Origin of the sequence: Thermococcus thioreducens (assembly GCF_002214545.1) — an archaeon.
Lineage (GTDB): Archaea > Methanobacteriota_B > Thermococci > Thermococcales > Thermococcaceae > Thermococcus > Thermococcus thioreducens.
In genome coordinates, this window is the sequence record NZ_CP015105.1 from 1,363,218 (window position 1) to 1,379,185 (window position 15,968).

21 protein-coding genes are annotated in these 15,968 nt (G+C 53.1%); 15 read left to right on the plus strand and 6 right to left on the minus strand.

The features are described from left to right. The first annotated feature begins 4 nt into the window (after positions 1-4). From A3L14_RS07550 to A3L14_RS07585, 8 genes are all read left to right on the plus strand, one after another. A complete protein-coding gene (locus tag A3L14_RS07550; RefSeq protein WP_055429444.1) occupies positions 5-292 on the plus strand; it encodes a hypothetical protein in 288 nt (95 codons plus the stop codon). An 11-nt stretch (positions 293-303) separates the two neighbouring features. Continuing rightward, positions 304-585, plus strand: coding sequence for a hypothetical protein (locus A3L14_RS07555; RefSeq protein WP_198300086.1), 282 nt, complete (start codon positions 304-306; stop codon positions 583-585). Between the two features lie 9 nt (positions 586-594). Beyond that, positions 595-1,587 carry an ArsA family ATPase gene (locus A3L14_RS07560; RefSeq protein ID WP_055429445.1) on the plus strand — a complete coding sequence of 331 codons (993 nt, stop codon included), beginning with the start codon at positions 595-597 and terminating at the stop codon, positions 1,585-1,587. After that, positions 1,577-1,879, plus strand: a complete 303-nt coding sequence (locus A3L14_RS07565; protein ID WP_074631168.1) for an iron-sulfur cluster assembly protein — start codon at positions 1,577-1,579, stop codon at positions 1,877-1,879. The genes A3L14_RS07560 and A3L14_RS07565 overlap by 11 nt, the downstream gene beginning before the upstream one ends. Positions 1,880-1,883: 4 nt before the next feature. Further along, positions 1,884-2,540, plus strand: coding sequence for a hypothetical protein (locus A3L14_RS07570; protein WP_055429446.1), 657 nt, complete (start codon positions 1,884-1,886; stop codon positions 2,538-2,540). Positions 2,541-2,604: 64 nt separating this feature from the next. Then, entirely contained in the window at positions 2,605-2,880 is a 276-nt protein-coding gene (locus A3L14_RS07575; RefSeq protein WP_055429447.1) for an AbrB/MazE/SpoVT family DNA-binding domain-containing protein, read from the plus strand. After that, positions 2,877-3,284 (plus strand): type II toxin-antitoxin system VapC family toxin, encoded by a 408-nt coding sequence (locus A3L14_RS07580; RefSeq protein WP_055429448.1) that lies wholly within the window; start codon positions 2,877-2,879, stop codon positions 3,282-3,284. The genes A3L14_RS07575 and A3L14_RS07580 overlap by 4 nt, the downstream gene beginning before the upstream one ends. Before the next feature lies 1 nt (position 3,285). Continuing rightward, on the plus strand, positions 3,286-4,077 hold the full coding sequence (locus A3L14_RS07585; protein ID WP_055429449.1) for an alpha/beta hydrolase: 792 nt from the start codon (positions 3,286-3,288) through the stop codon (positions 4,075-4,077). Here A3L14_RS07585 and A3L14_RS07590 read toward each other — a convergent pair. Further along, complete coding sequence (locus A3L14_RS07590; RefSeq protein WP_074631167.1) at positions 4,070-5,089, minus strand: adenylosuccinate synthetase; 1,020 nt, start codon at positions 5,087-5,089, stop codon at positions 4,070-4,072. The two genes, A3L14_RS07585 and A3L14_RS07590, sit on opposite strands and share 8 nt — an antisense overlap. A gap of 132 nt (positions 5,090-5,221) precedes the next feature. Between A3L14_RS07590 and A3L14_RS07595 the strand changes: the two genes are divergently transcribed. After that, positions 5,222-6,154, plus strand: coding sequence for an SDR family oxidoreductase (locus A3L14_RS07595; protein WP_055429450.1), 933 nt, complete (start codon positions 5,222-5,224; stop codon positions 6,152-6,154). On the opposite strand, the gene A3L14_RS07600 is transcribed toward A3L14_RS07595, so the two are convergent. Then, positions 6,129-7,859 carry a DUF2341 domain-containing protein gene (locus tag A3L14_RS07600; RefSeq protein WP_083391968.1) on the minus strand — a complete coding sequence of 577 codons (1,731 nt, stop codon included), beginning with the start codon at positions 7,857-7,859 and terminating at the stop codon, positions 6,129-6,131. The two genes, A3L14_RS07595 and A3L14_RS07600, sit on opposite strands and share 26 nt — an antisense overlap. An 82-nt stretch (positions 7,860-7,941) precedes the next feature. Further along, complete coding sequence (gene pfdA / locus A3L14_RS07605; RefSeq protein WP_055429453.1) at positions 7,942-8,382, minus strand: prefoldin subunit alpha; 441 nt, start codon at positions 8,380-8,382, stop codon at positions 7,942-7,944. A 102-nt stretch (positions 8,383-8,484) separates the two neighbouring features. On the opposite strand from pfdA, the gene A3L14_RS07610 reads away from it, so the two are divergent. Further along, on the plus strand, positions 8,485-9,324 hold the full coding sequence (locus A3L14_RS07610) for a hypothetical protein (protein WP_055429454.1): 840 nt from the start codon (positions 8,485-8,487) through the stop codon (positions 9,322-9,324). On the opposite strand, the gene A3L14_RS07615 is transcribed toward A3L14_RS07610, so the two are convergent. Continuing rightward, on the minus strand, positions 9,325-10,212 hold the full coding sequence (locus A3L14_RS07615) for a nucleotide-binding protein (RefSeq protein WP_055429455.1): 888 nt from the start codon (positions 10,210-10,212) through the stop codon (positions 9,325-9,327). Beyond that, complete coding sequence (locus A3L14_RS07620; RefSeq protein ID WP_055429456.1) at positions 10,212-11,081, minus strand: nucleotide-binding protein; 870 nt, start codon at positions 11,079-11,081, stop codon at positions 10,212-10,214. The genes A3L14_RS07615 and A3L14_RS07620 overlap by 1 nt, the downstream gene beginning before the upstream one ends. A gap of 74 nt (positions 11,082-11,155) precedes the next feature. Between A3L14_RS07620 and A3L14_RS07625 the strand changes: the two genes are divergently transcribed. The 3 genes from A3L14_RS07625 to A3L14_RS07635 all read left to right on the plus strand — a co-directional run bounded on the left by A3L14_RS07625 (position 11,156) and on the right by A3L14_RS07635 (position 12,771). Further along, the gene (locus A3L14_RS07625) at positions 11,156-11,542 is read left to right on the plus strand and encodes a NifB/NifX family molybdenum-iron cluster-binding protein (protein ID WP_055429457.1); all 387 of its coding nucleotides are present in this window, start codon (positions 11,156-11,158) and stop codon (positions 11,540-11,542) included. A gap of 113 nt (positions 11,543-11,655) precedes the next feature. Next, a complete protein-coding gene (locus A3L14_RS07630) occupies positions 11,656-12,237 on the plus strand; it encodes a NifB/NifX family molybdenum-iron cluster-binding protein (protein ID WP_055429458.1) in 582 nt (193 codons plus the stop codon). Between the two features lie 75 nt (positions 12,238-12,312). Continuing rightward, positions 12,313-12,771 carry a NifB/NifX family molybdenum-iron cluster-binding protein gene (locus A3L14_RS07635; protein WP_055429459.1) on the plus strand — a complete coding sequence of 153 codons (459 nt, stop codon included), beginning with the start codon at positions 12,313-12,315 and terminating at the stop codon, positions 12,769-12,771. A gap of 53 nt (positions 12,772-12,824) precedes the next feature. On the opposite strand, the gene A3L14_RS07640 is transcribed toward A3L14_RS07635, so the two are convergent. Further along, positions 12,825-14,129, minus strand: a complete 1,305-nt coding sequence (locus A3L14_RS07640) for an RNA-guided endonuclease InsQ/TnpB family protein (protein WP_055429460.1) — start codon at positions 14,127-14,129, stop codon at positions 12,825-12,827. A 227-nt stretch (positions 14,130-14,356) separates the two neighbouring features. Between A3L14_RS07640 and A3L14_RS07645 the strand changes: the two genes are divergently transcribed. Continuing rightward, a complete protein-coding gene (locus A3L14_RS07645; protein ID WP_055429461.1) occupies positions 14,357-14,938 on the plus strand; it encodes a DUF998 domain-containing protein in 582 nt (193 codons plus the stop codon). A gap of 18 nt (positions 14,939-14,956) precedes the next feature. Beyond that, on the plus strand, positions 14,957-15,748 hold the full coding sequence (locus tag A3L14_RS07650) for an SDR family oxidoreductase (protein WP_055429462.1): 792 nt from the start codon (positions 14,957-14,959) through the stop codon (positions 15,746-15,748). The last annotated feature ends 220 nt before the right edge of the window (positions 15,749-15,968 follow it).

The window sequence follows — 15,968 nt, forward strand, 5'->3', positions numbered from 1 at the left end:
GGAGATGAAAAAGACGCTCCGGAAGGTATTCTCAGTGATTTCACTGCCTTTAAGGGTGCTGTGGGAGTTCCACAAGGGGTTTGAGCTGTATTACATCCAGGGGGTTAAATGGGAGGAGGAAGAGCTTGAGAACATATTTGCGCTCATCCTGTTCGGGGACTACATAGGGCTGCCCCACCCGCCAACGGAGCTGACTCTCAGACTGCTTCCCTACGTAATAAGGGAGCTGTATGTTATGGAGGAGAAGAGCACCAAGGAGGTCTCCATGAAGACCGGCTGGATAGGTGTGTAAGGGGGATTAACATGGTCAGGAAAATAATTGAGGACATAAGGGCCTTCCTGAAGGGATTCGGGGGGTCTTTCAAGGAGCAGTCCACAGAATACATCGAATTCGAGGAGAGGGAGCTTGAGAACGTGTTTGCACTCATACTCATGGGCTCTTTCGTCGGAATACCCTCACCCCCCACCACCCTGGTGGTCAGGCTGATGCCACACATGATAAAGGAGATGCACGTAATGCAGCAGAGGGCTATCAACCTGGACGACATTTTCGGCGAGATAGCGGGAATGTTCGACATAGACTGAGGTGGTAGTATGAGGGAGTTCTTGCTTCCAAAGGAAGGCTTTCGGGCGGTTTTTGTGATAGGCAAAGGCGGTGTCGGTAAGACCACAACCAGCGCCGCTCTAGCAACGGCCATCGCGAAGAAGGGGTACAAAACGCTCATAGTGTCTCTCGATCCAGCACACAATCTCGGCGACGTTTTCATGGTAAAGCTCTCGGACAAGCCGAAGGAGCTGAGAGAAAACCTCTACGCGAGCGAGCTTGACATGGAGAAGCTCATAAAGGGCTACCTTAAGCACCTGGAGGACAACCTCAAGCACATGTACCGCTATCTGACCGTGATAAACCTGGAGAAGTACTTTGAGGTTCTGAGCTTTTCCCCAGGAATAGAGGAGTACGCCACCCTTGAAGCCGTTAGGAACATACTTCTTGATGGAGATAGTTGGGACGTGATAGTCTTTGACACGCCCCCGACGGGCCTAACACTCCGTGTTCTGGCCCTGCCCAGGATATCCCTGATCTGGGCCGACAAGCTCATCGAGATAAGGAAGAAGATACTGGAACGGAGGAGGATGATAGCCAAGGTTCACGGTGATCGTAAGTTCCAGCTGGAGGGGGAGGAGTTCATCCTTCCAAAGGAGGAGGAAGAGGATCCCGTGATGAAAGAGCTTCTGGAATACAGAAAGGAGGTGGAGTTCGTCGAGCGAGTAATAACAGACCCCAATAAGACATCCGTGGTTGCCGTCATGAACCCCGAGATGCTTCCGCTGTACGAGACAGAAAGGGCCTACGAGAGCCTCAAGAAGTTCCAGATTCCCCTCAACATGATAGTGATAAACAAAGTGATAACTGTCGAGAGGGAAATACCGGAAATAAAGGTCAAGCTGGACGCCCAGAAGAGGGTTCTCGAAGAGATCGAAAGAAAGTTCCCGAAGACGGAGATAATCAAAGTGCCTATGTTCGCCGAGGAACCCCGTGGACTGGAATGGCTCGAAAGGCTCGGAGGCATGGTTCTTGAGGGCTGAGGAGGTACTGGATCTCCTGAGAGGTGTTGAAAACCCCTTCACAGGCATGGACATAGTCAGCGAGGGCCTCGTCACAAAGGTGATCGTGGAGGAGGACAAGACCACGATATACGTTGCCTTTGCCCGGAACACTCCGGTACATCCCTTTGCCATGGCAGTCAACTGGCCGATTCAGGCCAGAATCGTGAGGGACATGGTAAAGGTTTTAGGTGGGAAGCTGGGATACTTTGAGATAGTTGACGACACCACCCTGCAGAGGTACTACCCTCTTGAAGATGAAATGGAGGTATAGGCCAATGGAGTTCTCGTCCACGTGGATACTGGTCATAATGGTGCTGGCGGCACTGACGACGATACAGTTCTATAAGGGCAGGAAGCTCAACCTTCAGCTGATGTACCACTACCTCAAATCCATCGAGGAGGTCGTAAAACCTGAAGACAAGGAATACGTATGGCTCGGCGGTTACATAGGGTTCAGGGCAACCTACAAGGTCAACCGTGAAAACATTAGAAAATTCGAGTACACACTGACCCTCCTCCCGCGACACAGCCTTCTATACTTTCCGATCGCCCTCATAACCAGCAGGCACGACAAGCTATACGTGGTCGTCAAGCCCTTCGCCCAGATAAAGCGCGAGGCGCACCTCATCCAGAAGGGATACTACCGGATGAGGCCCGACATAGAGAACGAGCCCCTCCTGCAGAAGGAGGTAATCGAGATCGCCGGGAAGAAGTACGAAGCACTCTACGAGAAAAGACGGGACATCGAGGGTCTCAGGGCCCTCATTGAGGGTATGTCGAAGCCACACAACGTGAAGCACATCTCCCTGACGCCCAAGACGAACGTCTTCTATGTCCTCATGAAGCCCGAGCCGGACACGATCGGGGAAGACGTCGAAAAGATACTCCGCTTCGCCAACGAGAAGATAAGGGAGAGCCCGTTCTCTTCTTAACCTTTTGATCCATTGGTGGGCAATGTTTTTATGGTATAACAGCAAGTTATACAAGGTGATACCGTTGGTTAGCATACGCCTTAAGGTCGGCCCGAAGGGACAGATAGTCATCCCCAAAGTTTTCCGTGAGGCTTACGGCATAAAGGAGGGCGGAGAGGTAATAGTCGAACCGACGGAAGATGGTCTCGTTATAAAAAAGCCCCCAAATAAGGAGGAACTGCTCAGAAAGCTTAAGGAGTATCACGAAAAGAGGAAGGGGACGAAACCTGCCAAACTTGGAGAGCTTAAGGGGATAAGCCTCGAAGACGAGTTCGACGAGGTCTGGGGGATTGAGGAATGAAACTCTTCATAGACACGAACCTCTTCGTTTATCTTAACTCAAGGATTCCAGAAGAAATCGCTGACAAACTAGATGAATTCTACGCCAACCTCACCCAGAATCATGAACTTTACACTGATGTGCTGGTTCTCGATGAGCTGATCCACGTTTCAAGGCGTAAGTATGGGATAGCCCAGGGAGACACAATAGAGTTCATAGATGACATTATCCTGCCGGCGGTTCGGGTTCTTCCGTTGACGTTCCAGGACTACTTAACTGCCAAGGGGATAATCCGCCAGTACAACCTCCGTCCCTCCGATGCCCTTCACGTTGCAGTCATAGAGAACAACGGCCTCCAGACCATAGTCAGCGAGGATGAAGACTTCGACGTTCTTCCACTGAAAAGGCTCTGGCTGGGTGGTTGAGATGGAGGTTTACAGGGCCAAATTCGGCGAACCCAAGCTCGGCTGGGTCGTTCTTGTCCACGGCCTAGGGGAACACAGCGGAAGGTATGGAAGGCTCATTTCGATGCTCACAGATGCCGGCTTTGCCGTCTATGCCTTCGACTGGCCGGGGCACGGTAAGAGTCCCGGCAAGAGGGGACACACGAGCATCGAGGAGGCAATGAACATCATCGACGGCATCATCGAGGAAATCGGGGAGAGGCCATTTCTATTCGGCCACAGCCTTGGAGGGCTGGCGGTGATAAGGTACGCGGAAACCAGGCCCTACAAAATAAGGGGTGTGGTAGCTTCCTCCCCGGCCCTCGCCAAAAGTCCGGAAACACCGGACTTCATGGTGGCCCTCGCAAAGTTCCTCGGAAAAATCGCACCGGGAATTGTTCTCTCCAACGGTCTCGACCCAAAGCTTCTCTCCCGGAATCCTGAGGCTGTGAAGCGCTACGTCGAAGACCCGCTCGTTCACGACAGGATTTCGGCGAGACTCGGCAGGAGCATCTTCAAAAACATGGAGCTGGCACACAGAGAGGCTGAAAGGATAAAGGTTCCAATCTTGCTTCTCATTGGCACCGGTGATGTGATAACCCCACCGGAGGGCTCACGCAGGTTCTTTGAGAAGCTCGCCGTCGAGGACAGGGAGATACGGGAATTCAAAGGGGCGTACCACGAGATATTTGAAGACCCGGAATGGGCCAATGAGTTCCATAGAGCTATAGTGGAATGGCTGGTCAAAATGGCAAAAAGGGAAAGCGTCAGATAACTTCCCTTCTATCTATTATGTGCTCCAGCTCCGGCCCCGTCTTGATGAGCCCAACGGGAACACCGACGCGCTCCTCGATCTCCTCAATGAACTCTTTCGCCCTCATGGGAAGCTTGTCGTAGTCGGTGACGCCGAAGGCATCCCTGTCGTACTTGTCGAGCATCGTCAAAGCGAGCATCGTTGCACTGTTGATCCTCGCCGAATAGCGGGCGAACTCGAAGTCAAACCAGCCCACACGGCGCCTCCTACCGGTGACGGTTCCGTACTCGATGAGTCCCAGCCTTTCCGCTTCCTCTTGGCTCATCTCTGTTGGGAACGGGCCGGCCCCAACCCTCGTCGGAAAGCTCTTGAAGACAACAATGACGTCGTCTACCCTCGTCGGGCCTATTCCGACGTCGCTCGCTATGGCGGAGGCTGTCGTGTCCTTGGAGGTCACGTAGGGGTAGGTTCCGTAGTAGAGGCTCAGCCCGAAGCCCTGCGTTCCCTCAACCAGGACGAGCTTTCCGTCATCAAGGGCGTCGTTGACTTCACTGGCCACATCAGTGAGGTACGGCTCGAGTTCTTTGATGTCCTTTGCAAGCTTCGCTGTCCTCATTACTCTGTCTGCGTTTGCCGGGCCGCACCCGCTTCCAGTGGTGCCTATCCCCTCGTGAAGGTGGGAATTCGAACGGTCAAGCCTCTTGTGTTCGTCCTCGATTATCGCGCAGCGGTAGTCTATGCCGACCCTCCGGGCAACGTCAAAGTCCCTGAGGTGCTCAAGTTCGTGGAAGAAAACCTCAGGATCAACGAGAACGCCGGCGCCGATGAGAAGTCTTGCCTTTCTCTGAATGAACGCCGTTGGGAGCTGTCTCACCGCGTACTTTTTACCGCTGATAAAAACGCTGTGCCCTGCGTTCGTCCCCACTCCACCGCGCGCTATGATTTCAGGTTCGTCCTTCAGGGCAAGGTAAGCTATAACGGAACCCTTGCCCTCGTCTCCCCACTGGCCTCCAACAACGATGTAGCTCGGCATGGCTCCTTACCCAGGTTTAAGTCAATAGGGGGCTTATAACGGTTTCGAATTTAACAAGAACAAGTCAAAACACTGTGCACTGACCCGGCAAAAGGTTAAAACCTGTGGCAAACACTACCAACGGGGGTAGCAATGAGGAACAAGCTTGTGGTCGTCACCGGGGGGGCGGGATTCATAGGCTCCCACATCGCCTGGGAGCTGGTCAAAGACAACGAGGTAGTCATAATCGACAACCTCTACACGGGAAAGGAGGAGAACGTTCCGCCGGGAGCGAAGCTCGTTAAAGCCGACATCAGGGACTACAGCGCGATAGCCGAGCTGATAAGCCACGCGGATTACGTATTTCACGAGGCGGCACAGGTCAGTGTCGTTGAGAGCATAAGGGATCCGGTTTTCACGGAGGAAGTGAACGTCATCGGCACTATCAACATCCTTAAAGCACTGCTCGATGGGCACGGAAAGCTAATTTTTGCATCTTCGGCAGCGGTCTACGGGGACAATCCGAACCTCCCGCTAAAAGAAGCGGAGAGACCAAGACCGCTCTCGCCGTACGGCCTGACCAAGGCAACCGCTGAAGAGTATCTCCGCGTCTTTCATGAGCTGTACGGACTTCCCGCTGTTGCGCTGAGGTACTTCAACGTCTTCGGCCCCAGACAGGGCTTTAATCAGTACGCCGGCGTCATCAGCATCTTCATCAACAGGGCGCTGAAAAACGAACCGCTGGTCATCTTTGGGGACGGGAAGCAGACAAGGGACTTCATTTATGTGAAAGACGTTGTGAGGGCCAACCTGTTGGTGGCTGGAAGCAGGCGCGCCAACGGGAGGGTCTTCAACGTCGCCACCGGAAGAGGGACGAGCATACTGGAGCTCGCCACCAAGATAATCGAGATAACCGGAGCAAATACACCAATCCTCTTCGACAAGCCGAGGCCCGGGGACATAAGGCACAGCCTCGCAGATATAGGAGAGATAAGAAAGCTCGGCTTCGAGCCGGAGTTCTCGCTGGAGGAGGGACTAAAGAAAACGGTGGAGTGGTACGCTACGGGCCATCGGAGGGGAGAGTAAGGTTCGCGTTCCTTGCCAGCTCTTTAATTCTCTCTGTGGTGTTACTCTGACCCCTAGTCTCATCGGTCTCGTTCTGAAGCTGTGGGATAGTCTTTTCGCCGGAAGTCTGACCCTCGATTGGGAGTGCCACAGGGGCAGATTTTCCAATAGTTGCTATTGTGGGGATACCAGTTGAGGCAACCGAGGCCCCGGTTGTTGATGTGGCAGGCGGCTTCGGAACGAAGGTGAGGTGGTAGTACACGTTCCCCAGGGTGTACGTGGGTTCGGGAGAAACATACTTTCTCACAAATACAAAGTCCACTCGGGTGGGCCCACCACTCCACTGGCCGAGCAGTATCCTGCCGTCGGACGTCACTGTTATGGTGTAGGAACTCGTGCTCTGGGCGTACGCTGGTATTCCTGTGGAGGGGCTGGCAGAAAGAACCCACCTGGCACCGTTCCATGTCAGGAACAGTACCTGCGAGAAGTCAACGGATGTGGAGGTTACCGTCGCATTGAGGATCTCCCACTGCCCCATAATGTATTGGGGATTGCTGTTTCCGTAGTTCCAGTTCAGCGTTGTGATCGGGGAACTCGCGTCGGCCTGAACCAGCCCGTCCTGCTGACCCCAGGGGATCAGAGTGCCCGCCCAGTTCAGGTATTCCATCCCTATTCCCTCCCCCGTTCCAGAACCAGCTGAATCCACGTAAGGGAGGATAAACGGCCCGAGTGAATAGACCCAGGAGAAAAACCCCCCTCCCCTTGTGTCGTAGGGAGTCCCGTCGTCATAGGCAAGGTTAGTAAAAACTTCGAGAGAATAGGGCACCGGAAAGCTCCTCGTGCTCAGTATCCAGTCACCCCTATCCAGCTGGAGCTCCCCTCCGGAGATGGTTGGGGTACCTCCCGTCTGCCAGTTGGCGAGAGTGCTGAAATTATCATAGAATAAAAACACCTTGTTGGGATTCACATAAGCAGAACACGGATTTCCGCTTCCCAGGTAGTTCACAAAGATAGTCTCATTGGAATTGGCTGGGATATTTGTGACGTTTACCCAGAATACCGCCCAGGAGTAAGTTCTCCCATCGGAATTGACAAACGTCCCATTGAACTCCTTCCAATAATACAGGCAGCTCCCCGTTGTATTCGTGAAATACAGCGAGTCCCACGGGAACGATGGATTGGACGATATGAACAGCATCCGTATCGGATAGTAATCAAGAAAAACAGAAGACCCCTGGATTATTATGGGACGGGAATAACTGCCATCATAAGTACCCAGGCCGAGTTTTTGAGTATTCACGAATATCGGGCCCGACAAATCGGTGTTGTAGTCAGAGGACAGAATGATAACCTCTGTCTGTGTCGGATCCACCCATGCGGAATTAACGGGGGTAACTGTAACATTGAAGGGTGTCCCCGCAGGAATGCCCCCCGGCCCCACAACAAGGGTGCCGTTCGAGACAACAACGCCCGAAGAGTTTTTCAGGATGACGTGTACAACCGTGCCCGCTGGCATATCGGCGGTCAATATCAGCTCCACGGCAACGAGATCGGTACCCGACTGCCACAGTGTGTATCTCCCCTCCCAAACCGGGCTCACAAGCCTGTTGGCACCGGTTCCAATCTCCTGAACGTTAACCGTAATCGTGGGTACAGCTAGCCCAAAGGTTCCAAGAAGCAGGATTAAAACCAGCATGATTGAAGTTATCCTGAGTTTCCTCCACATACTAAAACGTACTCTGGGATAAAAAGTTTAAAATATTATCCCAAGATTTTGCTGTTCGGAGCCGAAAAATTTTGGATAAACATCACCTCTTAACACTAAAGCCCATAGCCTGTCTCTGCTGTATCTCTTGGGCCCTCTTGGCGAGGTCTCCGAGCTGGGCTTCAAGCTTCCTCAGGGCCTCCTGGGTCTTGGCTATTGCCTCCTCATATTCCTTTATACGAGCGTCGAGGTACGATACAGCATCGTCGAGGTTTTTCTCTATGGCGTAGCCGGCGCCAACGCTGACTATCGCGTTTTCCTTGTCTTCTATCCTTGCCTTCAGGAATGAGCCTGCCCCAATGGGCACCAGGATTTCCGGCTTCTCTTCCTCGACCTTCCTGAGCTCCTCCAGCGTTTCTTTTACCGCCTGAAACTCGTTCCTTCCAAGGGTGAGCAGTTCGAGGTTCTGGGCCAGAAGCTGTGCCTGGGCCTGAAGGATCTGGTACTCGTAAGCGAGCCTCTCCATCTCGTTGGTCTCGGCCATTTTACACCACCGGTGGGACTAGGCGGCTGGGCTTTTAAGGTTTGGGTCGGTAATTACTATTAAAACGAAAACTTTATTTACAGCATATTAAGATGAAATCACATGATTATCATGAACTTCGGGAAGCTACTTGTTGTCGGGATGATCATCGTTATAGCAACCGGGCTCATCGCATCCTTCTCAGACTTCCGGAATCCCAGTGAAAACCACCAGGAACCCCAACCCATCTCGTACACGATATGCCCCTTCGTGAATCCAGCATACGTTGAAGAGTGGGCCAAGGAAGTGGACGATCCTGAAAACCTCGCGACTGTTCTGATGAAGTCATTCAACGCCTCGCTTGACCCCAACTACCCGCTCGCCGTGCTACACAAACTGGCCGAGGATGGAAAGGTAAGAAGGGTCTATCAGAGGTACGCCTATTCCTTTGCCAACGGCTCCAAGACGGTCAGTGCCTCCTCGGGGTGGCATATGGAAAATCGCTATCTGGCCGTGCCTCCGATCAGAGAAATCACTCCAGACTCCAAGAACTTCGACCTTCTTTACGGCATGATTTACACGGAGATGGACGGAAAAGCGGTCGTGTTCCTGTACTATCTATCGAATCCCGCGACGGTGGAGAAGGTTGAGGGTATCTCACTCTTCTATCCAGAGAACCTCGACATCATCAATACTACCGGAGGGATGGCTTGGAGGTGCTGGCACCACACTGAAAACGGAGAAAAGATAGGCTCCTGCGAGGGAGAGGGGAAGGGAGAATTTGCCCCCTCAGTGGTGGACACTGCAAACTCCGTAGGAATTGAAACTGACGGCTCTTACGGATATTTCGTGGTTGTTTTCAACGGCACGGTAAACGAGCAAGAGAGTCTTCCAATCTCCACAAAAATCGCAGTGGTGACAAATGGGAGAGAAGTGGGGCTTCCCTTGGGGAGAGCCCCCTGATCACTTGAGTATCTCTTCCATGACCTTTTCCGCTATTTCCCTCATCGCATCGGCCGCCTTCGACTCGGGGAAGGCCTCGACGAAGGGCTTGAGCATGCTCATGCTCCTCGGAATTGCTCTGTCGTAGGGTATCTCGCCGAGTATCGGGATCCCCTCGGCCTCGGCCCATTCCCTGAGCTTTGTGAAGCCCGGGTTGATGTCTGCCTTGTTGATTACCAGGTAAGCCGGCTGTCTGAAGTGCCGGACGACCCTGTAAACCCTCTGGACGTCGCTGAGGGAGGCGGGAGTAGGCTCCGCCACGAGTATTGCCAGATCCGCTCCGCCGATGCTCGCTATGACCTGACATCCTATTCCAGCGGCACTGTCCACTATCATGTGCTCCAGGCCGAGCTCCTTCATCAGCTTTTTCGCCCACTCCTTCTCCTCGGTGACCAGCTTTCCACTGTTGGGCCTTCCGACGTCGAGCTGGGCCGAAACCAGCGGGAAGCCGTATTTCGTGGTGGCCTTCCTCACCACGCCGGAACGCACCTCTTCGAGGATTATCGTCCCCGGAACAGGACAGACGAGGCCGCAGACGTTGCAGCCCTCACAGGTCAGCTCGCTGACAACGTAGTCCCCGTCAATAACCTTGATGCAGTCGTAGGGGCAGCGCTCCTGGCAGATACCGCACCTTATGCAGCTCTCCGCATTTATCCTTGCCACCTTTGCACCTATCAGCTCCCTCTCCCCCTCCCAGTGCTCCACGCCGAGGAGCAGGTCGAGGTTCGGCGCGTCTGCATCGGCATCAACGGCAACGAAACGGTACTCGTCCTTCAGCAGATAGAGAAGCGAAGCGGTGATGGTGCTCTTCCCAACGCCGCCCTTGCCGCTCGCTATCGCTATCTGCATCACTCACCACCTCCGAGGAACTCAACGACCCTGGAAGCAATCTCCCTGAAGAGCCCCGCTTCGGGATAATCCGTCAGTACTATTGGCTTCCCCTCAACGTAGCTCCTTATGATGTTCTCGCTGTACGGAATCTCCGCGATTACCTCCGCACCGTACTTCCCGGCGATCTCGCGCACCTTAGCCACTTCGCCGAGATCCGAGCGGTTCACAACGACCATCGCGGGAACATTCATCAGCTTCGCGAGTTCCAGAATCAGCTCGCCGTCGTGGATTCCGAGGGGTGTCGGCTCGGTGATGGCTATGATGAGCCCCGAATCCTCAAGGGCCTTCGAGACGGTGTTGCTCGTCCCCGCGGCGGTATCGACCATCAGAAGCTCCTTACCAAGCCCCTGGGCGCGCCTCTTGGCCCTAGAAACTACCGGCATCGCCCTCTCCTCGCCTTCCAGTAGTCTTCCGGTGACGAGCGGGAAGCCGTAGGGAGTCTCTGTAAGATAAGTGTGCCCCATCAGCTTCTTGTCAGGCAGAATCGCCCCCGGAACCGGACAGACTATCTCGCACGCACGGCAGCCAGAACAGAGGTTCGGCATCAAGAAGGGCGTCCCGTCGCGCATGGTTATTATCGCGTGCTCCTCACAGACCTCGGCGCACTTCCTGCACCGGGTGCACTTCCCGTAATCAAAGCGCGGCATGAACAGCTCGACCGGCTCCTCGTTGGCCAGCTCCACGCCGAGGAGAAGGTGGTCGTTAGGGGCTTCAACATCGAGATCGGCTAAGACAAGGTCATACCTTTCGGCCAGTGCTATCGCCAGGTTAATCGCGACTGTGGACTTACCGGTGCCACCTTTTCCACCGCTCACCGCTATCTGCAAAGCCCTCACCTCCAGGAATTAGGCTAACCTAAAAGCTTTTAAGCTTTGTGCATACGCTCAAAACGGTGATGCTCATGAGGTGCCTGAAGGTCGCGTTCGGAATGGAAAACGATGAGACGCTCATAGATGCCCACTACGGGGACTCGGAGTTCTTCGCGATATACGAGGTCTGCGAAGATGGAAGCGTTAAGCTTCTCGAAAAGAGGCACAATAAAGCTAAAGACTTCGAGGAGCATGATAAAGGCCACGGAGACCCTGGGAAGTTCAAGGCCGTGATCAACCAGCTTTCAGACGTTGATGTTCTGGCCGCTTTCAGGATGGGGCCCAATTTCCTCAGGATACGAGACAATACCAACAAGGTGGTCTTTTTCACGAGGACGAGGGAGCTGAGTGTGGCGCTTCAGAGGATTGCGGAAAACTTCGACGATCTCTGGGAGCAGGTTCAGGCGAAGAGGGCCTAGAACTGCACACCCAAAGACGCATGATCGTGGAGTCCAACCTGCCATCATAGTGGCCAAAAGATTTAAATACTGTGCATATGCACAAAATACCAAAGGAACGTGAGGTGGTGAAAATGAAGATCGCAGTACCCACGAACGGTGGAGGAATCGATGACGTCGTTGCCCCCGTTTTCGGGAGGGCTCCGGCGTTCCTCATAGTGGAAGTGGATGAAAACGGCACCATAGTTAGCAGCAAGGTCCTCCAGAACCCCGCCGCAAGCTCTGTCGGTGGGATTGGCCCGCTGGCGGTTCAGGCCCTGATCAACGAGGGCGTCGATGCCGTGATAGTTCCGCAGGTGGGGCCCAACGCCCTTGGTGCCCTCCAGGCTGCGGGCATAAGGGTCTATCAAGCTGCACCTGGGACCCCCGCAAGAGAAGCAATAAAGAGCACCACTGGGAACAGTTCTGGACAAACTGGAACCTTTTCAGGCCCTACACAGGAAATCGGAGTGGGTATGATGGGAGCAACCCCAGCACCCGTGTATGGCACCTACCCAGTCTATCGGGCATACGGCTACGGTTCCGGCTGGGGAAGAGGTCGTGGCAGAGGTTTTGGACATGGACGGAACAACGGCAGGAGATGGGGCGCTAGGCTCGAATACTGCCCCAGAACCAACCAGCCGAGGAGAAAGGCACACTGGCGCGACTGGTGGTGAAGCATTCCTTTAATTTTTGAGCGTATGCAAACTTTTTTAAGTTAGGTTTTCCTAATTCTCCAGGAGGTGATGTGAATGATGATCATAGTCTCAACCGTAAACGGAGGACTCGATGACAGGGTGAACCCGGCATTCGGGAGGACACCAACCTTCACGATAGTTGACGTCGAAAACGGAGAAATAACCGGCGCCCAGGTCGTTCAGAACCCCGGCTACAGCCAGCCGAGGGGAGCAGGAGTTACCGCGGCGCAGTTCGTCATAGACAATGGTGCCGATGTGGTTATAGCGGGCCAGTTTGGGCCCAACTCATCGGGAGTACTCCAAGCTGCTGGCATAAGGATGGTCTCGGCCCCGGCCACGATGACCGTCAGAGAAGCCGTCGAAGCCTTCCTGAGGGGTGAGCTCACCGGGGCCGTTTTTGGCCCGGAAGGTGGAGCCGGCGGAGGAATGGGAAGAGGTATGGGACGAGGAATGGGCCGTGGCATGGGAAGGGGCAGAGGCATGGGGCAGGGAACAGGAAGATTGTACCGGTAAATCTTTTCTCTGACTTCCTCCCCGCTTTAAGCTGGATTCCAACGAGGAACCCCCTAACCCAAGGGCAGGGAGGTTTGAGGGGTCTCATTCAAACCCAGGATAAAGCGGGTTTTCAACCCCTCTGGCCCGGTCTTAGGCCAATTACCCCTACCTCCCGATAAACCCGGCAGATTCGGGGTTATCGTTCTAACAGCCTTCTTCAAAATGTTAAACGCTCCAACTAAATCAGCATTCATTACAACGCCCTCTCTACGGCACTTAAACAAACCCCTGGAAATTCTTCCACCAGAATGGCGTTGGCCGCAGAGAGGGCAAGTTTGAGAAGTGAAAGCCTCATCAACAACCACAACAGAGATACCATACTCTTCCGAGACTTCTTTGAGGCGTTTGATAACGTAATTAAACCTCCAAACGTGAGAGAGAAGGAAATTCTGCTTTTTACCCTTATCAGAGTTTCTAGCAATGCCTTTCGGATAACCCACGATAATTCTTGAAACGCCGAGTTCATAAAGCCTTTTGACAGTTTGCCTGACTGCCGTGTTAATGTAGTGTTTTGCCTGAAGTTTGGCTCTATCGTGCATTCTCCTAAGTTTTCTGCTCGTTTTAGCTCCCGATTTGTTTAGTTTTGACTGATACTCTGCAATCTTTTTCCTCCAGTAAAAGTCAATGCTCTTCAATGCCCTTCCATTCACGAGAAAACTTTCACCATTCTCAACGTAAACTGCCATTAAGTTGTTCACACCCAAATCAATTCCCGCCGAGAGACTTCCTTTTGGCTTTCTCGGGAGTTTAATCCACTCTCCACTCTCAAGTTTCTCCTCAACGTTAAAGCTCACGTGAGCGTACCATTTTCGCTTTACCTCATCATAAGTGATTTCCAACCTTCTCTGCTTGCCTCTCAAGTGTATCCTGCCTTTGAATTGAATTCTAAGCCTGCCGAATTTTCCCAGTCTCCTCAGTTCGAGAACGTTACCAGTAATCCGGTACTGGTCATTCCTGAGTGGAATGATGAAGAGTTTTTTGCCCTTCTTTTCTCTAACGAATTTGGGCGGTTTTGGTTTGAACCATTCTGGCAGTTCTCCCTTCTTTTTCTTCCTGTTGAGTGAGAAGAATGAACGCCATGCTTCAGCGTTTTTTCTGGCTAATTGCTGGACTGTCGAACCACCAATCCAGTTTTTGAACTCGTGATAAGCTTCTTTTTCTGTCGTTGAGAAGTCGATTTTGCCGAATTCTTTGAACTGTTTCAAACGCTGGTAATTGAGCCTGTTCCAGATTATTGCTGAAGCGTAAGCTAACTCGAAGAGAGCTTTTTCTTGAGCTTTTGAGGGTTGTAGTTTGACCGTTACCGTTCGCCTCATTTCAATAAGTGGTATTGATTTTAGGCTTTAAAAGAGTGTCGCTTTCCTGCTTAACGGTAATTTGCAGAACTCAATTACACCCCAAAATAGCGAGGCTTGCAAAAGAAAAATGTCATGTCTGCTCCTTGTCTCTTCTCCCTTCAACGCATGGAAAGCCATTATAGTGCCTTTTCGGGAATGAGTAACTTCTTATACCTGGAACACGAAGATGCTGGGGGTGGCCGGGAATGAAAAAGGGTCAGCTCTGGGCCGGTATTCTCTCACCCCTGATTAGCTTGGGCGGGATAGGCGTTGCAATCATGATAAACCGCCCCTGGTGGAGGCTCACGGACAACGCGATAAGCGACCTGGGAAAGGTCGGCCTCCCGTACAGCTGGGTGATGAACGTTCCGTTATTCATCTCCGCGATCCTTGCCATTTATTACGCGGCAGGCCTGTTTGGTGAAGTTAAAAACACGGTTTTCAGGCTTGGAATTGCCCTCTTCATGATCGGACTGGCCTTCTTGGCCGGGGTGGCGCTCTTCCCGGAGGGGACTGAGCCTCACTACCACGTCAGCTGGGGTTTCTTTCTGGCCGGAAGCGTCGGATATCTGATAGCAGGAGCCGGCCTATGGCTCGAGGGCATGCGGAAGTTTGGAGCCTTCACGACCCTGCTTTTCACCGCCGAGGTTCTCCTCGCGAGATGGGCGTTTAATACCTTCAGCGGCGTTGCTATCGCCGAGTTCATCGGAATTTTCGCTATGATAATCTGGCACTACTCCCTGATGGGAACACTTCTAAAAGCAGGGTTTTTAGGGACTAGGGATTAACAAATAGCGGTGATCGGTATGCTCAGGACAGACCTTTCCGGCAGGTTAGCCTTTACAACGGCCTCAAGCAAAGGCATCGGCTTCGGCGTCGCGAGGGTTCTGGCAAAGGCCGGCGCGGACGTGATTCTGCTGTCGAGAAGCGAGGAAAACCTGAAGAAAGCTATGGAGAAAATTAAAGCCGAGAGCGACGTTGAAGTCCACTACATAGTTGCCGACCTAACCAAGCGGGAAGACCTTGAGAGAACCGTTAAAGAACTCAAAGACATTGGGGAGCCCGACGTGTTCTTCTTCTCAACCGGTGGCCCAAAGCCGGGCTACTTCATGGAGATGAGGATGGAGGACTGGGAGAAGGCCGTTGAGCTGCTCCTCTATCCAGCGGTTTATCTCACCAGAGCCCTCGTCCCCGCGATGGAGAGAAAGGGCTTTGGGAGGATAATCTACTCGACCAGCGTCGCCATAAGGGAGCCGATACCGAACATAGCTCTCAGCAACGTTGTGAGGATCTCAATGGCGGGCCTCGTGAGAACGCTCGCGAAGGAGCTCGGGCCGAAAGGCATAACCGTCAACGGCATAATGCCCGGAATAATAAGAACCGACAGGATGGTACAGCTTGCAAAGGACAGGGCGGAGAGGGAAGGAAAGACCGTCGAGGAAGCCCTAGCCGACTACGCGAAGCCGATACCCCTCGGGAGGCTCGGCGAGCCGGAAGAGATAGGTTACCTTGTAGCATTCCTTGCAAGCGAGCTTGGGAGTTACATAAACGGCGCCATGATTCCTGTCGATGGGGGAAGACTTAACTCCGTCTTCTGAGATGGCGTCTCTTTTTATAACTACCTACTGAACCGGTTCAAAGTGTAGGTGACGGAGTTTTGCCTTCACGGGAATTTTTGTAGCATTCACTGCATACCTGTTGCCCAAATCGGTGCCTCTGGTGGTAATGGCCTGGATACCCTGGGTGGGATTTGGGATTGTGGTTTTTTGCTCCGCAGTGCTTAGGATAATCAAAAATAAACGTCAGGGGCATAAGCCC